The organism is Haloarchaeobius salinus (genome assembly GCF_024464185.1).
Classification (GTDB): Archaea; Halobacteriota; Halobacteria; order Halobacteriales; family Natrialbaceae; genus Haloarchaeobius; species Haloarchaeobius salinus.
Genome location: NZ_JANHAU010000002.1, coordinates 326,510 through 345,489 on the forward strand (window position 1 = coordinate 326,510; position 18,980 = coordinate 345,489).

18 protein-coding genes are annotated in these 18,980 nt (G+C 68.2%); 5 read left to right on the top strand and 13 right to left on the bottom strand.

The annotated features are described in order from the left end of the window. Positions 1-35: 35 nt before the first annotated feature. From NO345_RS08205 to NO345_RS08215, 3 genes are all read right to left on the bottom strand, one after another. The gene (locus NO345_RS08205) at positions 36-1,979 is read right to left on the bottom strand and encodes a hypothetical protein (RefSeq protein WP_256298201.1); all 1,944 of its coding nucleotides are present in this window, start codon (positions 1,977-1,979) and stop codon (positions 36-38) included. Between the two features lie 222 nt (positions 1,980-2,201). Beyond that, positions 2,202-3,341: a methyltransferase gene (locus NO345_RS08210; RefSeq protein WP_256298203.1), complete on the bottom strand. Its 1,140-nt coding sequence runs from the start codon at positions 3,339-3,341 to the stop codon at positions 2,202-2,204. Between the two features lie 392 nt (positions 3,342-3,733). Beyond that, entirely contained in the window at positions 3,734-4,576 is an 843-nt protein-coding gene (locus NO345_RS08215) for a hypothetical protein (protein WP_256298205.1), read from the bottom strand. Between the two features lie 138 nt (positions 4,577-4,714). Here NO345_RS08215 and NO345_RS08220 point away from each other — a divergent pair, with 138 nt between their 5' ends. Genes NO345_RS08220 through NO345_RS08230 form a run of 3 tightly spaced genes read left to right on the top strand, consistent with a single transcriptional unit; the run spans position 4,715 to position 7,583 of the window. Continuing rightward, positions 4,715-5,815: a metal ABC transporter substrate-binding protein gene (locus NO345_RS08220; protein WP_256298207.1), complete on the top strand. Its 1,101-nt coding sequence runs from the start codon at positions 4,715-4,717 to the stop codon at positions 5,813-5,815. After that, positions 5,815-6,555: a metal ABC transporter ATP-binding protein gene (locus tag NO345_RS08225; protein ID WP_256298209.1), complete on the top strand. Its 741-nt coding sequence runs from the start codon at positions 5,815-5,817 to the stop codon at positions 6,553-6,555. Before NO345_RS08220 ends, NO345_RS08225 begins: the two co-directional genes overlap by 1 nt. Then, positions 6,552-7,583 carry a metal ABC transporter permease gene (locus NO345_RS08230; protein WP_256298210.1) on the top strand — a complete coding sequence of 344 codons (1,032 nt, stop codon included), beginning with the start codon at positions 6,552-6,554 and terminating at the stop codon, positions 7,581-7,583. Before NO345_RS08225 ends, NO345_RS08230 begins: the two co-directional genes overlap by 4 nt. Positions 7,584-7,656: 73 nt before the next feature. Here the strand turns inward: NO345_RS08230 and NO345_RS08235 are convergent, their stop codons facing one another. Continuing rightward, complete coding sequence (locus NO345_RS08235) at positions 7,657-8,319, bottom strand: AIM24 family protein (protein ID WP_256298212.1); 663 nt, start codon at positions 8,317-8,319, stop codon at positions 7,657-7,659. Positions 8,320-8,496: 177 nt separating this feature from the next. Further along, the gene (locus NO345_RS08240) at positions 8,497-8,847 is read right to left on the bottom strand and encodes a DUF7979 domain-containing protein (protein WP_256298214.1); all 351 of its coding nucleotides are present in this window, start codon (positions 8,845-8,847) and stop codon (positions 8,497-8,499) included. Positions 8,848-8,951: 104 nt separating this feature from the next. Between NO345_RS08240 and NO345_RS08245 the strand changes: the two genes are divergently transcribed. Next, entirely contained in the window at positions 8,952-9,155 is a 204-nt protein-coding gene (locus NO345_RS08245; RefSeq protein WP_256298216.1) for a hypothetical protein, read from the top strand. Between the two features lie 31 nt (positions 9,156-9,186). On the opposite strand, the gene NO345_RS08250 is transcribed toward NO345_RS08245, so the two are convergent. Beyond that, positions 9,187-9,537 carry a DUF7979 domain-containing protein gene (locus tag NO345_RS08250; RefSeq protein ID WP_256298218.1) on the bottom strand — a complete coding sequence of 117 codons (351 nt, stop codon included), beginning with the start codon at positions 9,535-9,537 and terminating at the stop codon, positions 9,187-9,189. A 164-nt stretch (positions 9,538-9,701) separates the two neighbouring features. Next, positions 9,702-10,559: an SDR family oxidoreductase gene (locus NO345_RS08255; protein ID WP_256298220.1), complete on the bottom strand. Its 858-nt coding sequence runs from the start codon at positions 10,557-10,559 to the stop codon at positions 9,702-9,704. Positions 10,560-10,698: 139 nt separating this feature from the next. On the opposite strand from NO345_RS08255, the gene NO345_RS08260 reads away from it, so the two are divergent. Next, positions 10,699-12,828, top strand: coding sequence for a histidine kinase N-terminal 7TM domain-containing protein (locus NO345_RS08260; protein WP_256298222.1), 2,130 nt, complete (start codon positions 10,699-10,701; stop codon positions 12,826-12,828). A 1-nt stretch (position 12,829) separates the two neighbouring features. Here NO345_RS08260 and NO345_RS08265 read toward each other — a convergent pair whose 3' ends face one another. From NO345_RS08265 to NO345_RS08290, 6 genes are all read right to left on the bottom strand, one after another. Continuing rightward, positions 12,830-13,009, bottom strand: coding sequence for a hypothetical protein (locus tag NO345_RS08265; RefSeq protein ID WP_256298224.1), 180 nt, complete (start codon positions 13,007-13,009; stop codon positions 12,830-12,832). Further along, a complete protein-coding gene (locus NO345_RS08270; protein WP_256298226.1) occupies positions 13,006-13,428 on the bottom strand; it encodes a hypothetical protein in 423 nt (140 codons plus the stop codon). Before NO345_RS08270 ends, NO345_RS08265 begins: the two co-directional genes overlap by 4 nt. Next, positions 13,429-14,607 (bottom strand): signal peptidase I, encoded by a 1,179-nt coding sequence (locus NO345_RS08275; protein ID WP_256298228.1) that lies wholly within the window; start codon positions 14,605-14,607, stop codon positions 13,429-13,431. It lies immediately after the preceding gene. Then, positions 14,607-16,109: a hypothetical protein gene (locus NO345_RS08280; protein WP_256298230.1), complete on the bottom strand. Its 1,503-nt coding sequence runs from the start codon at positions 16,107-16,109 to the stop codon at positions 14,607-14,609. The genes NO345_RS08275 and NO345_RS08280 overlap by 1 nt, the downstream gene beginning before the upstream one ends. A 414-nt stretch (positions 16,110-16,523) precedes the next feature. Next, entirely contained in the window at positions 16,524-17,276 is a 753-nt protein-coding gene (locus NO345_RS08285) for a hypothetical protein (protein ID WP_256298232.1), read from the bottom strand. Positions 17,277-17,372: 96 nt separating this feature from the next. Then, entirely contained in the window at positions 17,373-18,980 is a 1,608-nt protein-coding gene (locus tag NO345_RS08290) for a SipW-dependent-type signal peptide-containing protein (RefSeq protein ID WP_256298234.1), read from the bottom strand.

Here is an 18,980-nt window from a genome sequence, read left to right on the forward strand (position 1 = left end):
CGAGCGTACAGCAGTCGCCCTGTGTCTGGGAGTCGCTACTCCATCGCAGAGCGCATCCGCTCGCGCCACTCGGTGTTGTCCTCGACGGCCGCTTCGAGGCTGTCGAGCCGCTCGACGATGGCCGCACACTCCTCCTCGCGGAGCTCGAGGACGGCCGCCTCCGTCTCCGCGATGGCGTCGGCGTTCTCCTCGACGCCGGCCGCGTTCTGCCGGATGTCGCGGGCGTTCAGCGCGATGTTGCGCTCGCCCTCGGCGATGGCGTCGGCGTTCTCCTCGATGCTCGCCGCGTTCGACTCGACCTTCTGCCCCTGTGCGTCGATGGCGTCCCGGTTCTCCCCGAGGCGCTCGTGCTGGGCCGCCAGCGAGTCCTCCAGCTCCGCGACCGCGTCCTCGACGGCCCCGAGCGAGTCGCCGAGCTCCTCGACGGTCGCCTCGGTGTCCCCGAGGTCGCCCTCGACGCGCCCGAGCTCGTCGGCCAGTTCCTCGTGCTCGGCTTCGAGCGAGTCGAGCCGGTCGTCGAGGTCCTCGAGCACCTGCTGGGCGGTGCCCTCCTCGTCGATGAACTCCTCGATGGCGTCCGCGTACGCCGCCAGGTCCGACACCCGGCCGCTCAGGTAGCGCAGCCGGACGGCGACGCTCGGCTTCGGTCCGACGCCGAGCGCACGCCGGAGGGCGGTGCGCTGGCGTTCGGGGACCCCGGTCCGGAGCTCCGCGACGAGTTCGTCGAGCAGTCGCCCGTCGTCGGCGCGTGCCCGCTCCGCGGTCCCGGATCGCGACGCGGCGTCGGGCCGGTCCGACTCCGCGCCGGGCTCGACCGAGAACTCCTCCCACGTCATGTCGGGCGTCCTGGCCTCGGCCACCCCGTCGGGCGTCGTGGTCTCGAACTCGCCGCTGAACCCGGTTTCGAGCTCGGTCGCCAGCGACGCGAACCGCTCGCCGGCGTCGTCCGAGCCACAGCCGGCGTCGCCGGCGGCCATCACGAGCGCGGCCGGGTCGAGCTCCTCGACCACGGTCTCGTCGACCCGCGTCAGTTCGACGGCCGTCACCGGGTCGAGCGTCGCCACCGCACGCCGGACCGGCTCGGCGTCGAGCCGTGCACCGACGACCAGGTCGAGCGTCCGGTCGAACGACCCGTTCCGGAGGGCCGTTGGGGCCGGGTCGCTCCCGAGCAGGTAGAACGCGTTCTCCAGCGACCGGAGCACCCGTTCGACGTCCTCGGCGGTCGCCCCCGACGTCGTCTCGACGTGGAGGTGGTAGAGCGACGGCGTGTCGGAGTCGTCGAGGCCGCTCGTGAGCGCCCGCCGTATCGCGTCGTCGGTCGGGTCGTCGTCGGGGGCGTCATCGTGGGTCGGGTCGTCGTGGTCGGTCGCGTCGTCGTCTGCCACGTCGCGGTCGACCGCGTCGTCGCCGTCTCCCCCGTCGTCCGCAGTGGCGTCGGCTGTCGCGTCCTCGCCGGCCGCGGTCCCGCCGCCGTCGTCGCTCGCGTCGGGTTCGACGACCTCGACGACGGGCGCATCTGTCTCGGCGTCCTGGCCACTCGCCTCGGTCTCGGAGCCCTCGTCGGCGGCCCCGTCCCCGAACTCGGGAACGGCCTCGTCGGTCTCGTTCCCACCGCCGGCGTGCAGGATCGGGTGTGCCGTCTCGACGGACGCGATCTCCGGCGTCGCGTCGAGCCCGATGCCCTCGACCGCGTCCGGGTGGACGTCGTACCCGGTGAGCAGCTGGCTCTCGCCGTTCACGCGACGGGACCATACGAGTCGGCCCCCCTCGACCGACCAGTTCTGCGGGTCGTGCTCCTCCCGGAAGGTGATCCCCCGTGCCATCGCCTCGGTCTCCAGACAGTCGTCGACGAGCCGGACCCTCGCGTCGTCGGCGCGTTCCGACTCGATTCGGTACGTGACGACGACGCCGTCGCGAGACTGGCCTTCCGCGCTGTTCACGAACTTCGTCACCGTGATTCCCCCATTGCTTGCATCCATCGTGCCCACCCCCATGGGCGAGGAATAGTTGGGCATCCAATTATTTTAGTGTGGTGGCAATGAACGGTTCAATGAACGGTATAGGTGCCCTACCCCGCATATTCTGCATGGCATGTCAGGTGGTGGCAACCAGGCCCATCACGTTTCCGACACATGGTGTCGCTCGGGCGCGCTGGTCGGACCGGTGGTCTGCGGGGCGCGACCGGGTGGTGCCCGCCCCGGCTACGAACGCACCCCGGACAGTCGAACAACCACGTGCTCCGTGCCGGTCGCCCGCGTCTCGACCGACCGGAACCGCTCGAACTGCCGGGAGAGGTCCAGGCCGCGGTGATGGACGACGGTCGCAGAGCCACCGGGGGCCAACACGCGTGCGATGCCCGAGAACAGGTCCGTGAGCACGCCCTCCCCGGCGTGAGTCGGTGGGTTCGAGAGGACCCGATCGAAGCGCCGGTTCCCGACGCCCGACACCGCGTCGGCGGTGACGACGGTCCCATCGACGCCGTTCGCGGCCAGCGTGCGCTCGGCACAGGCGGCCGCGACCGCGTCGTCGTCGGTCAGCCACAGGTCGGAGCCGGCGACGGAGCCGGCGTACGCACCGACCGGGCCGTAGCCACAGCAGAGGTCGAGGACGCGGTCGTCGTCCGCGACGGTAGCGGTCTCCAGGAGCAGCCGGGTGCCGTGGTCGAGATGGCCGGCCGAGAACGTGCCGGGGACCGAGACGAGCGGGAGGTCGACGCCGTCGACCGTGGCCGAGAACTCGCGGGGCTCGACGAACACGGGCGGGTCGACCGTTTCGGGCCGAGTCGCCGCGACGACGCGCGCGTCGCCGTCGTGGACCGTCTCGACGCTGCCGGCGAGGTCGGCGAGGCAGTCCTCGTATCGGGCCAGTCCCGTCTCGGTCCTGCCGCCGACGTAGAGCGTGCCGCCGGGGGCGAGCGACGCCAGCGCGTTGGCGGCCCGCTGCTTGCCAACCGCGACGGGCGTGTACGGTTTCGGGGCGTAGGCGACGGTGTCGAACTCGCCGTCGCGGTCTGCCGGGTGTGCGGTCGTCGACACCGTCGCGTCGACGCCGTTCGTGGCGGCGTTGCGCTCGCAGCACGCGGCGGCGCGGGCGCTCGTCTCGGTCATCGTGACCGCGTCGGCGGAACCGGCGAGGACGCAGCCGACGACGCCGTAGTTCGCCTGGGGGACGAGCAGGTGACCCAGGTCGTCGCCCCAGCACGCCTCCAGCAGGGCGAGTGCAGGGGTGCGGAAGGCGTCGGGCGAACACAGGCCATCGGCGGTGTGGAACTCGTAGCGCGGCGGGCCGCCGTCGACGCGGGAGCCGAGGGCGAGGTCCGGTTCGTGGCGACTCAGCGGCATCGCGGACCTCCCGTCGTCGGCCCGGAGACGACGGTGGTGGGGCGCGTGAGGATCGGCGGGCGGTGCGACTGGTGGAACTGCGGACGGATCGTGGGTGTAGCGTGCATCGACGTGGGTCGTCGGCGGCGGCGGTCGGCGGGCGGAACGTCCCACGCGCTCCGCTAGCGGGTTCGAGAACCGGGAGAACGGTCCACGCAACGCTGGCGGGGCGCGCGAACCGGGGTGCCGATCAGCGTGACGCCGCGCCGGGAGCCGACCCCTCCGGTCGGTCCGTCACGGTGCCCACAGCCGGCGAGCCGGCCGACCCTCGCGTCAGACCGCGACGCGAGCCCGAGTCGACCGCGAGCACGTGTTCAATGCGGGCGGTAGTCGAACCGCCGCGGAAAAAAGCGTTACCCCCGTCGTTCGACCAGATGCGCCTCGACGCGGTCGGCCATCGCGCTCCGGACCGCTGACTCGTCGGTGTCGACCGAGCCGTCGTGGAACGCCCGGACATGCTCCCGCGCCAGCGCCTCGACGGCGCGCTCGAACAGCAGGTCGAAGCCGAGTTCGTCGGCGGCGACACCGACGCTGGCGACCACGCCCTCGAGCCAGCGGTCGGTGACGTGGCGCTCGACCAGCTCCTCCGGGGTCGAGGCCACCGGTTCGTGTCCGCCAGCGGTCTCGACGGCTGGGTTCCTGAGCACGGCCCGGTGGCCGGTCTTGTCCGCGAGCAACACACCGGCGACGGGGCCATCGCGCCAGTCGGAGTCGGGGAACGGGTAGCTCTCCGGGTCGAAGTCGACAGCCCGCACCTCCTTCTCGAGTGCGTTCACTGGTGCCAGCCCGAGCCCCTCGTAGATGCTCGCGACCGAGTCCGGTGGCAGAAACGCGCCGTGGTCGGCGTCGTACACCTCGGTGCCCAGGAACGACGGCGTGCGTGCCCAGTCGTAGGCGACGTGGCTCCCGTCGACCGCGACGCCGACGAACGTCACCGACGCCACGTCGTCGACCGACGCCCGGAACGCCTCGCGGTCGAAGCGCTCGCGGACGTGCCGGACCGCGTGGGCGTACGGCAGTGGCACGTCGTCGTGGTCGAACTCGCGCTCACCGTCGCCGAAGGCGAGCACGCCCGAGGCCTGGAGCTGGAACCGGAACGGGCTCCCGGTGACGTGCTCGCGGAGCCAGAGGTGACCGCCGTCGAGCAGGGCGTCGGGTGCGTCGGCGAGCGGCGGTGTCGGTGGTGGGTCGTGCATCGGTCAGGTTGGTCCGTCGTTGCGCGGGCGGGGACAAAACGGTGTCCCTGCAGCGGGGTCGTGGACCGCCAGCCGGTGTTAACAATAGGGAAACAGAGAAACACAATTCTTATTAAATATAGTTCCCATCTTAGTAATATGCGAGAACTCACTCGACGGCGAGTGCTGGCGGGAACCGGACTGGCGGGACTCAGCGCCGTCGCCGGCTGTCTCGACGGACTGAGCGCAGGCGGCGACACCGAGTCTGGCGGCGTGGAGTCGTCGTTCTTCGTCTTCGGCGCGGTCGCGGCCGCGGTGGCAGGCGACGCCACGGACGCCTCGGTCCTCGTCCCGGTCGGCCAGCACGGCCACGGCTGGGAGCCCGGCCCCCGCGTCCGGGAATCCATCCGCGACGCGTCGCTGCTGGTCCACGGGATGCCCGGCTTCCAGCCCTGGGTCGACGACATCACGACCGACCTGGACGCCGACGATGCCGGGGTCGAGACGGTCGATGCGAGCGCGGACGTCGACCTGCTCCAACTCGGCTATGGCCACGGCGACGGCGAGGAGGAGCACGGGACCGAACACCACGACGAGCACACAGCGGAGCACCACGACGGGGACCACGGCACGGAGCACACCGGAACCGACCACCACGACGACGAGCACGACGGCACCGAACACCACGAGGAGGAACAGCACGACGACGGCCACGACCACGGCGGCGAGTTCGACCCGCACTTCTGGCTCGACCCGCTCCGTGTCCGGACCGCCGTCGACACGGTCCGCGAGCGGCTCGTGGCGGTCGACCCGGCGAACGCCGACGTCTACGAGTCGAACGCGACGGCGTACCGGCAGCGACTCGACTCGCTCCACGCCGACCTCGAGGCGACCGTCGCCGACGCGTCGAAGGGGACGCTCCTCGTCGCCGGCCACGACGCGTTCCAGTACCTCGGCGACAGGTACGGGATCGAGGTCGAGGCGCTCACCGGGATGTCGCCCGACTCCCAGCCGACGGCGCGGGACATCGAACGCGCACAGGAGGTAATCGAACACCACGACCTGCAGTACATCTGTGCGGACCCGCTCGAGTCCCAGCGCGCCGCCGAGCAGCTCGTCGCGGAGACCGACGCCACCGAGGTGCTGCCGTTGACCGCCCTGCCCGGCCTGCACGCCGACTGGGCCGACCGGGACTGGGGCTACGTCGACGTCGTCGAGAACGTGAACCGCCCGACGCTCGAGCGGGCGCTGGAGGCGTGATGGCGGTCGTCGAGGCCGAGGGCGTGACGTTCGGGTACGGCGACACGCCGGTCGTCGAGGACGTCTCGCTCGCCGTCGAACCCGGCGCGTTCCTCGGGCTTGTCGGCCCGAACGGCTCCGGGAAGACGACGCTGCTCGAACTGCTCGTGGGGCTGCGCCGACCCGACGCCGGGAGCGTCTCGCTGTTCGGCGAGCCCGCCCACTCGTTCGCCGACGGCGAGCGCGTCGGCTACGTCGCACAGGACGCGACGCACACGGGCGGCCGGATGCCGGTGACCGTCCGCGAGGCCGTCCGGATGGGGCGGTACCCCCACCGGCCCTTCGGCCGGTTCTCGGACGACGACCGACGAGCCATCGAGTCCGCGCTCGACCGCGTCGGTATCCGCGACCTGGCGGACCGACGCGTCGACCGCCTCTCGGGCGGGCAGCGCCAGCGCGTCGCCATCGCACGCACGCTCGCGGCGGAGGCAGACCTCCTCGCGCTCGACGAGCCGACGGTCGGCGTCGACGCCGAGTCGCGCGAGGCGTTCTACGAGCTGCTGGCAGAACTGAACGCGTCGGGCCTCACGGTCATCCTCGTCGAACACGACATCGGCGTCGTGACGAGCCACGCGAGCGAGGTCGCCTGTCTCAACCGCGAGCTGTTCTTCCACGGCGACCCGGAGACGTTCGTGGAGACGGACGCCCTCGCGGACGCCTACGGCGGGAACCAGCACGTGCTCGCGCACGACCACCCATGACGGGGGGAACGCTCTCCGTAGCCGGACTGCCGCTCGTGCTGGCCGGGTTGCTCGACTGGGTCCTCGACGACGTGTGGGGGACCCTCCTCGACGCGCTCGCGGCGGTCATCGGCGTCGAGATGCTCGGCTACCCGTTCATGCAGCGGGCGTACCTCGCGGCGGTCTGCATCGCCATCATCGGGCCGCTCGTCGGGAGCTTCCTGGTCCACCGGGAGATGGCGATGATCGGCGACACGCTCGCGCACTCGGCGTTCGCGGGCGTCGCCGTCGGCCTGTTCGTGAACGCGACGTTCGCCCTGTCGGTGCCGCCGCTGCTGACCGCGCTGGTGGTCGCCGTCGTCGCGGCGGTGCTCGTCCAGCTGCTCGTCGACCGCGTCGGGACCTACACCGACACCTCGCTGGCGGTCGTGCTGACGGGCTCGTTCGCGGTCGGCAGCGTGCTGGTGACGGCGACCGACGGCGGCATCGCCGTCGGCATCGACGCCTACCTGTTCGGCTCGCTGGCGACGGTCCTGCGCGGGAGCGTCGGCATCCTGCTGGCGATGACGCTGCTGGTGACGACGGTCGTCGTCCTCGCCTACCGGCCGCTGCTCTACGCGACGTTCGACCCGGTCGGTGCGCGCGCGGCCGGGCTCCACGTCGGCCGCTACAACCTGCTGCTGGTTGTCCTGACGGCCGTCGTCGTCGTCGGCGCGATGCAGATCATGGGCGTCATCCTCGTCGCCGCGATGCTCGTGATCCCGGTCGCCACGGTCTCCTCGCTCCGGGGGTTCCGGCGGGCCATCGTCGCGTCGGTCCTCGTCGGACTGTTCGCGACGACCACCGGTGCGACACTCTCGTACGTCTACGACGTGGCGGCCGGGGGGGCTATCGTGCTCGTCGCCATCGCTGCCTACGCGGCGGTGGGGTTCGGTCGGGTCGTCCGGCGCACCGTCGCCGACGCGACCCGTGACCTGCGTGCACCGTGGAGTTCTGACCGGCCGACCGTGGAGGCCGACGGAGGGGACGACGAGCGGGACCTCGACTGACGGGTCCTACGACGGCCGGGGGCGGTGCTTCCGCTCGACAGACTGTCGTCACGAGAAGTAGGTGCCGACCGGACTACTGTTCCGGGCCGACTTCCTCGTAGGGCTGGACGATGACCCAGCCGCCGGGCTGGCCGAAGTCGAGCTGGAACGTCTCGCCGGAGGTCTTCCCGATGAACGACTTGAGGTTCATGTCACGGTGCGAGCCGGGCGAGACGTTCCCGCTCCAGGCGACGGTCGCCTGCGGGTCCGTCCGAACCGGCGTCTCCAGCACGAGCGGGTCGCCGTGGGTGGTGATGGCGACGAAGCCGGGGCCCTTCAGGAAGACGTTGAACATCCCGCCGGCGCTCGCGCCGCTGATGCTGCTGATGGTCTTGATGTCCCACTCGACGCGGTCCTCGAACGCGAGCACGTCGTTGCCGTTGACGCTGATCTCCTCGCCGGGGTCGAGTTCGATGACCTGGACGTTCTTGCCCTCGTCAGCGAGGAAGAGCTGGCCGTTGCCGCTGGCCCGCATCATCGTCGAGCCCTCGCCCGTCGCCTTCTTCTTGATCATGCCCGTCAGGCCACCGCTGGATTTCTGTTCGAACGAGATGTCGCCCTCGTAGGCGATCATCGAGCCCGCCTTCGCCATGACGGAGCCGTTCACGTTCACGTCGAGCAGCTTCGAGTTCTCCAGCTGGAAGACGTCCCCTCCCTCCTTCGGTGCGTTCCGTGTCTTGAATTCGTCGAGGTCCATTGAAAGTCACCGAGACGCGCCGTGACGCATCTCCAGAGTATATACATAGTTCATGTTATATGAACCTCGTGTTTGTGCCGTGAGGGCCAGATGAAGCGACGAGAGAACCACTGAGGCGGCCTCTGTGTGGACGGAAGTGCTGAACAGCGATATGAAGGTGAGACGGATATTCGTCGGTCACGGCGTCGGGAACGCGACGCTGTACAGCCGGCCCTGGTACTCGATGTAGGTGCGGTAGCCGTCTGCGGACTCCAGCTCGACCGGTCTCGGCAGGGTCGTGCTCCGGTTGGACGCGTTCAGGACGCGCCGGAACTCGCGCTGTTGCTCCGCGGAGAGGTTCTCGAAGTGGACGACGGTGTCGTTCTCGGGCTCCTCGACCGCCTCGATGGTGACGGACTGCCCGTCCGCGTCGTGACCCGCGGGCTGTCGCATCTCGGTGACGGCGAAGAAGAACCCGACGCCCACGAGGATGAGCACCCAGAGCACGAGGACGGCGGCCGCGGTCAGGACGGCGTCGGTGTCGACCATCGTGAACGTGTATCTGAAATCTGATACAGTCGTGAGGTAAGTACTTTCTCGTCGACTATCGATGATGGTGGCGATTTATACGAATCAGCGACGATTCAAGAGGTATGACGAGTTCCGATACGGGAACGAGTGGAGGACGCCGCCAGCGGGTCCGGGTCGCACTCCAGCTCGGGCTGGCTGTCGGGCTGCTCGTTCTGGGGGTCGGCAACCTGACCGACACCATCACGTGGACGCTCCCGCCCGTCGTCTACCTGCTGGCGGGCGTCGCGCTGTTCGCGTACGGAACCGTCATGTTTCGCTCACGGTGAATTCAAACGATACTAGATATGGAACCTGGGATCACCCAACCGGGAAGCTGAATCGATACAGAGTACCTTCGTACTCGATATAGAAGCGATCGTTGTCGATAGATTCCAGTTCAACCGGGTCTGGAAGTTCGGCAGTTTGGTCGGAGGCGTTCAGTGCTTTCTGAAATTCCTGTTGTTGTTCGTCGGTCAAGTTTTCGAATGAAAGGACACTACGATTATCTGGGGACTCCACTTGTTCAACGCTGAGGAGCGAGGTATCAGGATTTTCTCCTGTCGGTTGCTGCATCACGTTGGTGGCATACATGTAACTAAGGCCCAGTATCGAGGCGATTAACAGCAGCATCACTCCCAGGTACTTGAATTTATGTTCTTTATAGTTCATTTTCTACATAAGCATGCGACTCGACTGAGAAAGAGCAGATATAAAAAAGTCCTGATAATATTTTACTTAATCTATTTTTATTTCTTATAGATATATTTTGGAGGAGGTAGGGACATAGGCCCATACAACGCCATTAGCGGAAATTAGTTCTGGAAATATTTTAATTACTCGTACGTCAACGTCATCCCGCCGTCGAACAGCAGGTCGCCGCCGTTGAGGTGGTGGGCGTGCTTCGAGAAGCCGAACGCGAACAGGTTGCCGACGTCGACGGGCTCCATCATCTCCTTCGTCCTCGCCTGCCCGAGCATCACGTCCTCGACGACCTCCTGCACGGAGATGCCGCGCTGCTCGGCGGTGTCCGGGATCTGGTCGGTGACGAGCGGCGTCTTCACGTAGCCGGTGCTGACCGAGAACGACCGGACAGTGCCCGCCCCCTCGGCCGCGATGGACTGCGTGAGCCCCCGGAGCCCGAACTTGGCGACGTTGTAGGCGACCTTGTCGGCGGTGACGTAGTGGCCGTGGACCGACGCCATGTTGCCGACGCAGCCACCGCCGCTGTCGCGGAGGTGCGGGAGGACGAGCTTCGAGAGGTAGACCGGGGCCCGGAGCATCACCTCGTGCATGGTGTCGTACACCTCCATCGGGAACTCCTCCAGCGGCGAGATGTGCTGCATGCCGGCGATGTTGGCGAGATACGCGAGGTCGCCGTACTCGGCCGCGGCCGCGACGACCGATTCGAGGTGCTCGTCGTCGGTGAGGTCGGCGGGCTCGGGGTGGATGTCGCCCGGGAAGCCCAGTTCCGCGCCGCGCTCGCGGGTGTCCGCGAGGCCGTTCTCGTCGACGTCCGTCGCGACGACCGTGAGCCCGTTCGCCGCCAGCACCAGCGACGTGGCACGGCCGATGCCCGACGCCGCGCCGGTCACGAGCGCGACGCGGTCGGCCTCGAAGTCGGCGTCGTCGATCCGCAGGACGTCGTCGCCGGTCAGCTCGGGCGGCTCGACGCTGTCGTCGGTCCCTGTCATGGCTGACACTGCACGAGGGAGCGTGGTATAGGCGGTGGTTGATATGTTAACGTGCATCTCGCCGCCGTCGGCGTTATTTTCGGAACTGCACGTATCACAAACCCTATGGCTCGCGGGTCGCATACGGTTCAGACGATAGATGGTCGGGTTGGCTGCGGCGTTCCACGTGTCGTTGCTCGGACTCTCCGCACTGCTGACGACGTGGCTCGCGGTCGTGGGCTGGCAAAACCGTGGCCGCCCGGGGGCGACGCCGTTCACCGGGATGATGGCGGTCGCGAGCGTCTGGAGCGCCGGCTACGCCGCCGGCCTGCTCACGCCTGCCGATCAGGATGCACTCCGACTGTTCTTCGAGCAGCTCCAGTGGTTCGGGATCGTCCTCGCGCCCGTCTTCGTCCTGCTCTTCTTCGCCGAGTACACCGGGTTCGAGGAGCTCCAGCGCCCGGCCGTCGTCGCGGGGCTGTGCATCGTCCCGGCGGTGACGCTGGTGCTCGTCTGGACGAGCCAGTACCACCCGCTGGTCTGGCGGGACTGGACGTTCCATGCCGTCGACGGCGTGACCGTCGCCACCCAGCAACAGGGTCCCTGGTACCGCATCAACCTGCTCTACACCTACCTGCTGCTCGGCGGCGGGGTCGTGCTGCTCCTGTATACGGTCCGGCGGTCGGAACAGTCGTTCTCCGCGGCGAGCGCCGCACTCGTCCTCGGCATCGCGACGCCGACCGTCGCGAACCTGCTCTCGGTGCTGGGCTACGCCATCTACGAGGGTCACGACATGACGCCCTACGCGTTCAGCATCACCGGGCTCGCGTTCGCCATCGCCGTCTTCGAGCATGACCTGTTCGAGCGGCCGCCCTCCATCCTCCAGCTCGGGCGCACCTCGGCACTCGGCACGCTCAACGACCCCGTCCTCATCACCGACGGCGAGGGCACCGTCGTGACCGACAACCAGGCGGCCCGCGACGTGCTCTCGATGCCCACGACGTTGCCCGACGACGAGCGCGGGACCGGCCTCATCGGGGTCGCCATCGACGCACTCCTCCCGGAGCGGCCCGACCCGGGCGGCGAGTCCGCGCTCATCGCCAGCGACGGGCACCAGTTCGAGGTGTCCGCCTCGCCGGTCGAGGACGGCTGGGGACGTCCGGTCGGCACCGCCTACCTGCTCCACGACGTGACCGAGCGCGAGCACCGGCTCGCCGAGCTCGAACGCCGGCAGGACGAGCTCGAGCGCCAGCGGACCGAGCTGCGCGAACTCGACGCCATCAACCAGTCCATCCGGAGCGTGCTCACGAGCATCGTCCGCGCGCAGTCCAGACCGGAGCTGCTCGACGGCGTCGCCAACCGTCTCGCGACCACGCCCTGGTACGTCGACCCGGAGATCAGCGACGAGACCGTGGCGGAGACCGCGGTCGAGGAGACCGACGGCGGCCGGATGCGGGCGCAGGTCCCGATCGCCTTCGCCTCCGTCGGCTACGGCACGCTCGCCGTCGAGAGCGAGCGCGAGGGTGCGTTCGACGACCACGAGCTGACCATCCTCGAGGAGCTGTGCGCCAGCGTCGGCATGGCGCTGAACGCCATCGAGACGCGCGAGACACTGCTCTCGGACAGTCTCGTCGTGCTCACCTACCGGGTACCGGCCGAGGGGTCGGTCCTCGCCCGCGTCAGCGCCGCCCACGACTGCACCCTCACGGTCGAGGGGACGGTCCCGGTCGAGGACTCCGGCCTGCTGTGTTACATCGAGGTCGCGGACTGCGACGACGTCGAGGCGGTCGTCTCGACGCTCGGGGACGCCGACGAGGTCGAACGCGCCCGACGGGTCCCGAACCGCGACACCGTCGAGGTCCGGCTCCGTGGCCCGTCGGTACTCGGTGTCGTGACCGCCCGCGGCGCACGGCTCGGGGAGGCCAGCGCCCGCGACGGTGAACTGACGTTCGTCGCGGAGACCGCCACCGGGAACGCAGTCCGGGAGTTGACGGAGGCGCTCGAGGAGGCCGTCGGGCCGGTGACCCTGCGCTCGAAGCAGGAGCGCCCACCGGTGGCGGAGGACGGGGTTCGCGCCGCCGCTATCGAGGGACTCACCGACCGCCAGCGGGAGGCCGTCGTCGCCGCCCACAACGCCGGCTACTTCGAGTGGCCCCGCGAGAGCACGGCCGAGGAGATCGCCGACGCGATGGACATCGCCTCGTCGACGTTCCACAGCCACCTCCGGAAGTCGCTCTCGAAGGTCGTGACGGCACACGTGAACCGCAACGGCGACGAGCCCGACGACTGAGTCAGGGCCCGACGAGGAGACCGTACAGCACCGCGAGGGCGAGCAGGAGCCACAGTCCCAGCACCACCGAGCGCTTGTCGACCCGGTGAAACGGTTCGAGCGGTGCGACTGGCATGCCGTCGCCCGGTGGCTCGTCCTCGTCCGCCGCCGGCGGACCCGACTGCTGGGGCGGCGCGTTCATCGCCGTCCTCCGAGGGTGAGGGGCCGGGCAGCGGGTGCGACGTACCGGCCGCCGTCGTTGCCGCCGGAGCCGCCGCAGCCCGCGAGCCCGTTCCCGGCGGGCGCGTTGCCCGCGCTGCCGGACGGTGCGTTGCCCGCACTGCTGGACGGTGCGTTGCCCGCGCTGCTGGACGGTGCGTTCCCGGCCGACCCCTGTCCCGAACCGCACTGCTGACCCGTGCCGTCGCCACCGCCGCCCGGCTGGCTGTTCGCGACGGCGTCGACGACGGTCACGTCGGCACCGAAGTCGTCCGCACTCGAGACGTTCCCGTTGGCGGTGGCGGAGTCGGTGAGCGTCGCGACGGTCCCGAAGCCGGCGAGGTACGCGGCCGAGACGAGCAGTGCGCTGCAACCGAGCGCGAAGAGGGCGGTTCGGTCCATTCAGTCCACCTCCTCCGTGCCGCCGGTGGTGTCGTCGAACACGCCGGAGTCGGTCGGTTCGACGTCGGGAGCTGGCTCGTCGAAGAAGCCGTCGTCGACCGACGTGCCGTCGCGCTGTTCGGGTTCCGGTGCGGTCTGACTGGCGTCCGGTGCCGGGTCACCCGCCACCGCTGCACCGTCGTCGGCTCCCGCTGCGCTGGTGCCGAACGCGGTGTCGGGTTCGCCGTCGTCGAGGCCGTCGTCCCCGTCGAACCCGAAGCTGTCGTCGTCCGGAAGTGTCCAGTCGGCCTCGTCCTCCCAGCTGTCGTCGACGAACGAGAACCCGTCCTCGTCGCCGTCTTCGCCGCCGTCACCGTCGCCCGGCGAATCGGGGGCGGTCGCGGGCTGTCCCGTGTCGCCGCGTCGGGCGGTGAGCCAGAGCCCGGCGACGCCGAGGAACGAGAAGACGGCGGCGAACGCGGCCGTGAACGTCACCGGGTTCCGGAGCTGGAGGGCGACGTACACGGTGTACGGTGCCACCAGCAGGAGGATGCCGGTCGCGAGCGTGAGGTCCGTCGCCGTGAGGGTGACCTCGCCGTCGCCGTCGTCCGCATCGGCCTCCGTCACCGTCGCCGAGCCGGTGGTGGTCGCGCTCGTCGCGACGGTCCCGCCACCTCCGTCGGCCACGGTGCCTCCGTCACCGCCCTGCTTCCGGACGATGGCCCAGACCTCCGAGAGCCCGAGCAGCCCGAGCGGCAGGAGCACGAGCACGACGAAGCCGACCGGCCGCTGGGCGAACTGGATGACGTGGCCGATGTACGGGATGGTGACGGCCACCTCGCCGATGACGTTCCCGGCTGGTATCGGCTGGGAGTCGACGTCCTCGTTCGCGTCGCCCTTCGTCGTGAACACCGTGGTGTCGCCGCGCTCCTCCACCCCGACGACGCGGTGGGTCACCGGCTTGTCGCCCTCGCCCCTGACGAAGGTGACGACGTCACCCTCCTCGATGGCCGCGGTCGGGCGCTCGTCGACGATGACCACGTCCCCGGGGGAGATCTCTGGCTCCATGCTGCCCGAGAGCACCACGAAGCTGTGGTCCGCGCCGACGGCCCCGGGGAAGGCGTAGACGACGAACGGCACGACGACCACGACGAGCACGAGCAGCCCGAGGACGTGCAGGATGCGCCTCGCGTCCACCATCAGTCGTCCACCTCGCAGAGGCTCTCGCCGGCCTTGTTCCGCGCCGATTCGACCGTCAGCGTGTACGTCGGGTCGTCCTGGTCGTCGACGAGTTCCATCCCGATACCGAAGACATCCGAGCAGCTGGTGTGCAGCGCATCCGTGTTGGACTGCGCCGGTACCGAGAGCGTCGTGCCGTCGACGCTCACGACGAAGTTCGGCTGCCCGGAGCCGTTGAGAGTCACGGTGATCGGCTGGCCGTCGGTGACGTCTTCGACGAGCACGTCGTTCTCGGGCTGGCCACCGTTGTCGTTGTTGTTCCCGTTGCCGTTTCCGTTGCCATTGCTGTTCTCCCCGCCGTTCCCGGACGACTGCTGGTCGAACAGCACGTCGACACCGCCCGGTCCCGTGTAGCCGAACGTCGCCTGGTCGATGCGTTCGCCCTCCCCACCCCCCTCGGGCGGGCAGCTCACGCAGTTGCCGGGGTCGTCATCCTCGCCACAGACCGAGATGGTGATGTTGCTGATGGCGGGGAGGCTGCCGGCCGAGTTACCGTCTCCGGGTGAGCAGAGCTCCCCCGGGGTTCGTGTCGAGAGCGGACCCAGGTCGTCGCCGTCGTACGTGACGGTCTCGTTTCCACCCTTGATCGCGACCGAACACAGCGGCGGTGCGTCCGTTTCCGCCCCGTCGGCCAGCAGCGCGAACGACGCACACACCGTCTCCTCCCTGTCCCCATCGTCCTTGTTCTTCACTGTCAGCACCTCGATCTCGTACGTCGGGTCGTCCTCGAGGGGGTAGGTCTCGCCCGGTACCAGCTGATTCTCCGGGACCTCGACCGTCCCGACCTCGACGCAATCTGGGCAGTCCGGCTCTGGGCAGTCGGAAGGCTGGAACGGCGAGGTGGCGCTCTCCTCGGAGACGTGGCGGCACTGCTCCGCGGCGACCTCGAACGTCAGCTCGGTCGAGAGATCCTCCGCCCATGTCGCGTCCTCGGGCAGCTTGTACTCGAGGTCCAAGCAGAGCGTGCCGTCGAGACACGGCTCGCCGTCGAGATTGTCGAGTCGCAGTCCGCCACGGAGGTCGGACCGGAACCCGTTCAGCGTTCCCCACGAGCCGTCCTCGGACGGATACACCTGTGTGGTCCCGCTTCCATCGCAGCCGGGGTCTCGGGACAGCCGCACCTCGACGGCGTCGCCGAGCGGGTCGACGGGTCCCGGGCAGTTGGTCCGCAGCCAGGCTCGAACCGGGTTCGCGTCGGCGGTGATGTGGAACCGCTCGGTTCGGACGACGTCGTCGGGTTCCAGCCCGCCCAGGCCGAACGACACCGAGCCGTCGCTCCCGGTCGCACAGCTGTCACAGTCGATGCTCACACCGACCTCGCCGGCGCTCATCGAGGCGGCGAACGTCTCACTGTCCTCGAAGAGCGCCCACGTCCCGAGCCCCGACGCGCCACTGAGCGCGCCGACGGTGCCGACACTCCCGAGCAGCTGCCGCCGGCTCAACGAGGCGCGCTCGCGGCTCACGGCGTCTCACCTCCCGCGAGGTGTCCTGTCCCGCCCGTTCGACTGTCGCCGTCGGATATGCCTGGATTCACAGGTCTCCCCCCTCGTCCGTCCGGCCCCCACCGGACGGGCGTGTTCGTGGAACAACGTACCCCAAGCAGGGGCATATGAATGAGTGTCGTACCGGGCAGCAACGACCGAATATCGTGGCGGTATATAGTTCCTATGCGGTGGTAATCGGTGGTTTTCAGGCCAGCAACTAGTCGCAAAGGTGGGGACGCTGGGGTGGCCGACACGAGCGTGACTACGGCGACGCGGTCGGATCGCTCTCGAACGATTCGAAGTCGGCGGACTCGGTGAGGACGCTTTCGGTCACCGGGTCAAGGGCGACATTCCCGCCGCTGGTGCCTCGTTGCCGTCGCCACTGCTGCTCGGTCAACTACCGTCGTCGTGGCGGCACTGCTCGGTGTACAAGCCGAGGTCGAACACGACACCGTCCGACTGGGTCACGTTGACGTCGCGGGGGTCGGCGTCCCCGTCGAACGACCAGGCCAGGACGAACCCGATCGAGTCGTCGCCGGACAGGCAGGAATCGCTCGTTGGGCCTCCCTCCGCAGGGTCGAGTAGCGTCGGCGTCGAGAGGGCAGTAGCCACCGACGTGAGCGACCCGTTCGCGTCGGGGTGGACGAGCGACTCGCCAACGTCCTGGATCCCGTTCTCCGCACCGAACGCGTCGAAACCTCGAAGGCCGGTGTCGTACCAGAGCGAGACGGTCAGGAACTCCTGTAGCTCCCCTCGCTCGGGAGTGTCGTCGAGGCTCGCCTCGGAATCGTTTATGCCGTTCTCCGGGGTCGCAGCCAGGTCGAGTGAGAGGAACGGCTGGACGGCGACGTCCTCCGACGTGTCGTCGAGCCGGAGCCTGATGCTCAGTGATCCCCTGTCGCCGGGGAGCACGTTCGAGACGGCTAGCCGTGGCCCGGTCTCCGTTCCGGTCACGGTCGTCCCGCCGTCGACAGTCGTCCCGTTGTACGTCTCCCGCCAGTCGTACCGAAGGGGTGTCGATGCGAGCGCCGTTGAGTCCGGGTACGCCTTCGCTCCCTCGGTCAGCAGGGCGAGCCCACCGACCGAGGCGACACCGGTGGCTCCGAGTCCGGCGAGCAACCGTCTGCGATTGAGTCGTTCTATCATGTTTGGAGTCGTATCAGAGACCGACCACCGGAGTCGAACCGCCGCCGTCCGGGGTGTGTGCCCGGACGAGCACCGACGTGGGTCTACCGCCTGCAGTCACTCGGTCGTCGGTGCCTCGGTCGTACCGTCCGGCCCACTCCCGTCGTTGTGTCGGCACTGCTCGGTGTAGAAGCCGAGATCGAAGGTGGTCGTGTCACCCTGGATGACGTTGCCGACGTCCGTCGAGACCTCCCACTCGAAGCCGACACAGAAGCCGGCTTCGGCGGGGAAGCACTCAACGTCCCCGGTATCCGGTTCGGCGTCCAGCTGGAGCATCCCCTCGAAGCCCTCGTCGCCCTCCTCGGCGTCCTCTTCGACACCGAGATTCTCCATCAGTTGGGCGAGGGTCCCTGCGAAGATCTCCGTCTCCTCTTCGTCGTAGAGGTTGTCGCAGTCCTCGTCGTACCAGAGAGTCACGTCGACGTTCTCGGCGAGGTCCGCGTCGTTATCGGCGTCACCCTCAGCGACCTGCTCGGGCTCGGGGTTCGCGCCGCCGTCCTGTGAGAAGCCGGCGGCGGTGAACCAGACGTATCCAGGGTTGTCACATAGGTGCAGCGAGAACGTTATCTCTCCACTGTCTCCCGGTTTCACGTCGTCGAGTTCGATGAGGTGCTCTTGGTCGGGGTAGTTCTCGCTCTGGAAGACTGCGGGCGTCTCCAGTTGCGAGCCGCTGTCGATCCCGCAGGAACTGTGGATGGTGATCGAATCGAGGTCACCGTCGGTTCCGACAGTATCTTCGAGGACTACCTCTGTGGACGTATCTCCGTCAAGGAGCACCAATCGTTCGATGTCAGTCTGATCTTGGAAGACCGAGTTTCCATCGTACGTAGCTGCATCGTTCAACGCCGGAGTAACCCGTAGAGCGAAGTCTTCGTCCAACGTACCGAGAACGCCGCCGTCGGTTTTTCGATTCTGCCAGGCCCAGTCAGCCATCGCGACGTTGCTCCCATTGGCGTTCTGATAGGTGTCGATGTCGGTGCCAGGTTCATCCTGACCGACCCACGCTGCGTTTAACCACTGGTTTCCCTCAGCACCTTCGACAGTGACTGAAGCGACGAACCCATTATCCGAGCTTCTGGTGTTGTCGAGTTGATTATGGATAATGAAAAGGTGGAGGTCACCTTCATCATCCTCGTACAGGAAGAGAACAGTCGTGTTCCGTCGCTGAATGTCACTGTTCAGTGACGACCATTCCCCCGTATCGTAATCGTAGAACTCCTCTACGCTTTCGTCCTCCGAGATTGCGCTGATACAGTACGATTCGCCAGCGTAGGTGACGTAGTACTCGTCTTCGTCACAGTCACAGCAGGCGGGGACCTCGGCAGCGTTGAACACCGGGTCGGTCTCGCCCGCGCCGGAGTAGTTGACGCCGTCGAGATCCTGGAGACCGTCGCCATACGTTTCCTCCCCGACTGCACTATCCGGGTAGGCGTTCACCGGGTGCTCTCCGACCTCACCCCCACTGCTGGGAATCGGCCCGTTATAGGTCTGCTGCCAGTCCACCTTGAGGTCGAGCTCGCCGGCAGCCATGGTGTTGCCGTCGAACGATTCGGTGTCGCTGAAGTACGCGCTCGTTCCCATGCCAGCACCGACGCTGGCGACGCCCGCCGCGCCGATGCCGGCCAGTATCTTCCGCCGTGACAGTTCGATATCCTTTCTCGTCAT

Excerpts from the sequence above, each read along its gene's own strand:
- NO345_RS08215 (WP_256298205.1), bottom strand. The coding sequence starts at position 4,576 with ATGCACGACCCACCACCGACACCGCCGCTCGCCGACGCACCCGACGCC.
- NO345_RS08250 (WP_256298218.1), bottom strand. The coding sequence starts at position 9,537 with ATGAACTATAAAGAACATAAATTCAAGTACCTGGGAGTGATGCTGCTG.
- NO345_RS08255 (WP_256298220.1), bottom strand. The coding sequence starts at position 10,559 with ATGACAGGGACCGACGACAGCGTCGAGCCGCCCGAGCTGACCGGCGAC.
- NO345_RS08260 (WP_256298222.1), top strand. The coding sequence starts at position 10,699 with ATGGTCGGGTTGGCTGCGGCGTTCCACGTGTCGTTGCTCGGACTCTCC.
- NO345_RS08240 (WP_256298214.1), bottom strand. The coding sequence starts at position 8,847 with ATGGTCGACACCGACGCCGTCCTGACCGCGGCCGCCGTCCTCGTGCTC.
- NO345_RS08210 (WP_256298203.1), bottom strand. The coding sequence starts at position 3,341 with ATGCCGCTGAGTCGCCACGAACCGGACCTCGCCCTCGGCTCCCGCGTC.
- NO345_RS08205 (WP_256298201.1), bottom strand. The coding sequence starts at position 1,979 with ATGGATGCAAGCAATGGGGGAATCACGGTGACGAAGTTCGTGAACAGC.
- NO345_RS08220 (WP_256298207.1), top strand. The coding sequence starts at position 4,715 with ATGCGAGAACTCACTCGACGGCGAGTGCTGGCGGGAACCGGACTGGCG.
- NO345_RS08235 (WP_256298212.1), bottom strand. The coding sequence starts at position 8,319 with ATGGACCTCGACGAATTCAAGACACGGAACGCACCGAAGGAGGGAGGG.
- NO345_RS08270 (WP_256298226.1), bottom strand. The coding sequence starts at position 13,428 with ATGGACCGAACCGCCCTCTTCGCGCTCGGTTGCAGCGCACTGCTCGTC.
- NO345_RS08265 (WP_256298224.1), bottom strand. The coding sequence starts at position 13,009 with ATGAACGCGCCGCCCCAGCAGTCGGGTCCGCCGGCGGCGGACGAGGAC.
- NO345_RS08225 (WP_256298209.1), top strand. The coding sequence starts at position 5,815 with ATGGCGGTCGTCGAGGCCGAGGGCGTGACGTTCGGGTACGGCGACACG.
- NO345_RS08230 (WP_256298210.1), top strand. The coding sequence starts at position 6,552 with ATGACGGGGGGAACGCTCTCCGTAGCCGGACTGCCGCTCGTGCTGGCC.
- NO345_RS08285 (WP_256298232.1), bottom strand. The coding sequence starts at position 17,276 with ATGATAGAACGACTCAATCGCAGACGGTTGCTCGCCGGACTCGGAGCC.
- NO345_RS08275 (WP_256298228.1), bottom strand. The coding sequence starts at position 14,607 with ATGGTGGACGCGAGGCGCATCCTGCACGTCCTCGGGCTGCTCGTGCTC.
- NO345_RS08245 (WP_256298216.1), top strand. The coding sequence starts at position 8,952 with ATGACGAGTTCCGATACGGGAACGAGTGGAGGACGCCGCCAGCGGGTC.
- NO345_RS08290 (WP_256298234.1), bottom strand. The coding sequence starts at position 18,980 with ATGACGAGAAAGGATATCGAACTGTCACGGCGGAAGATACTGGCCGGC.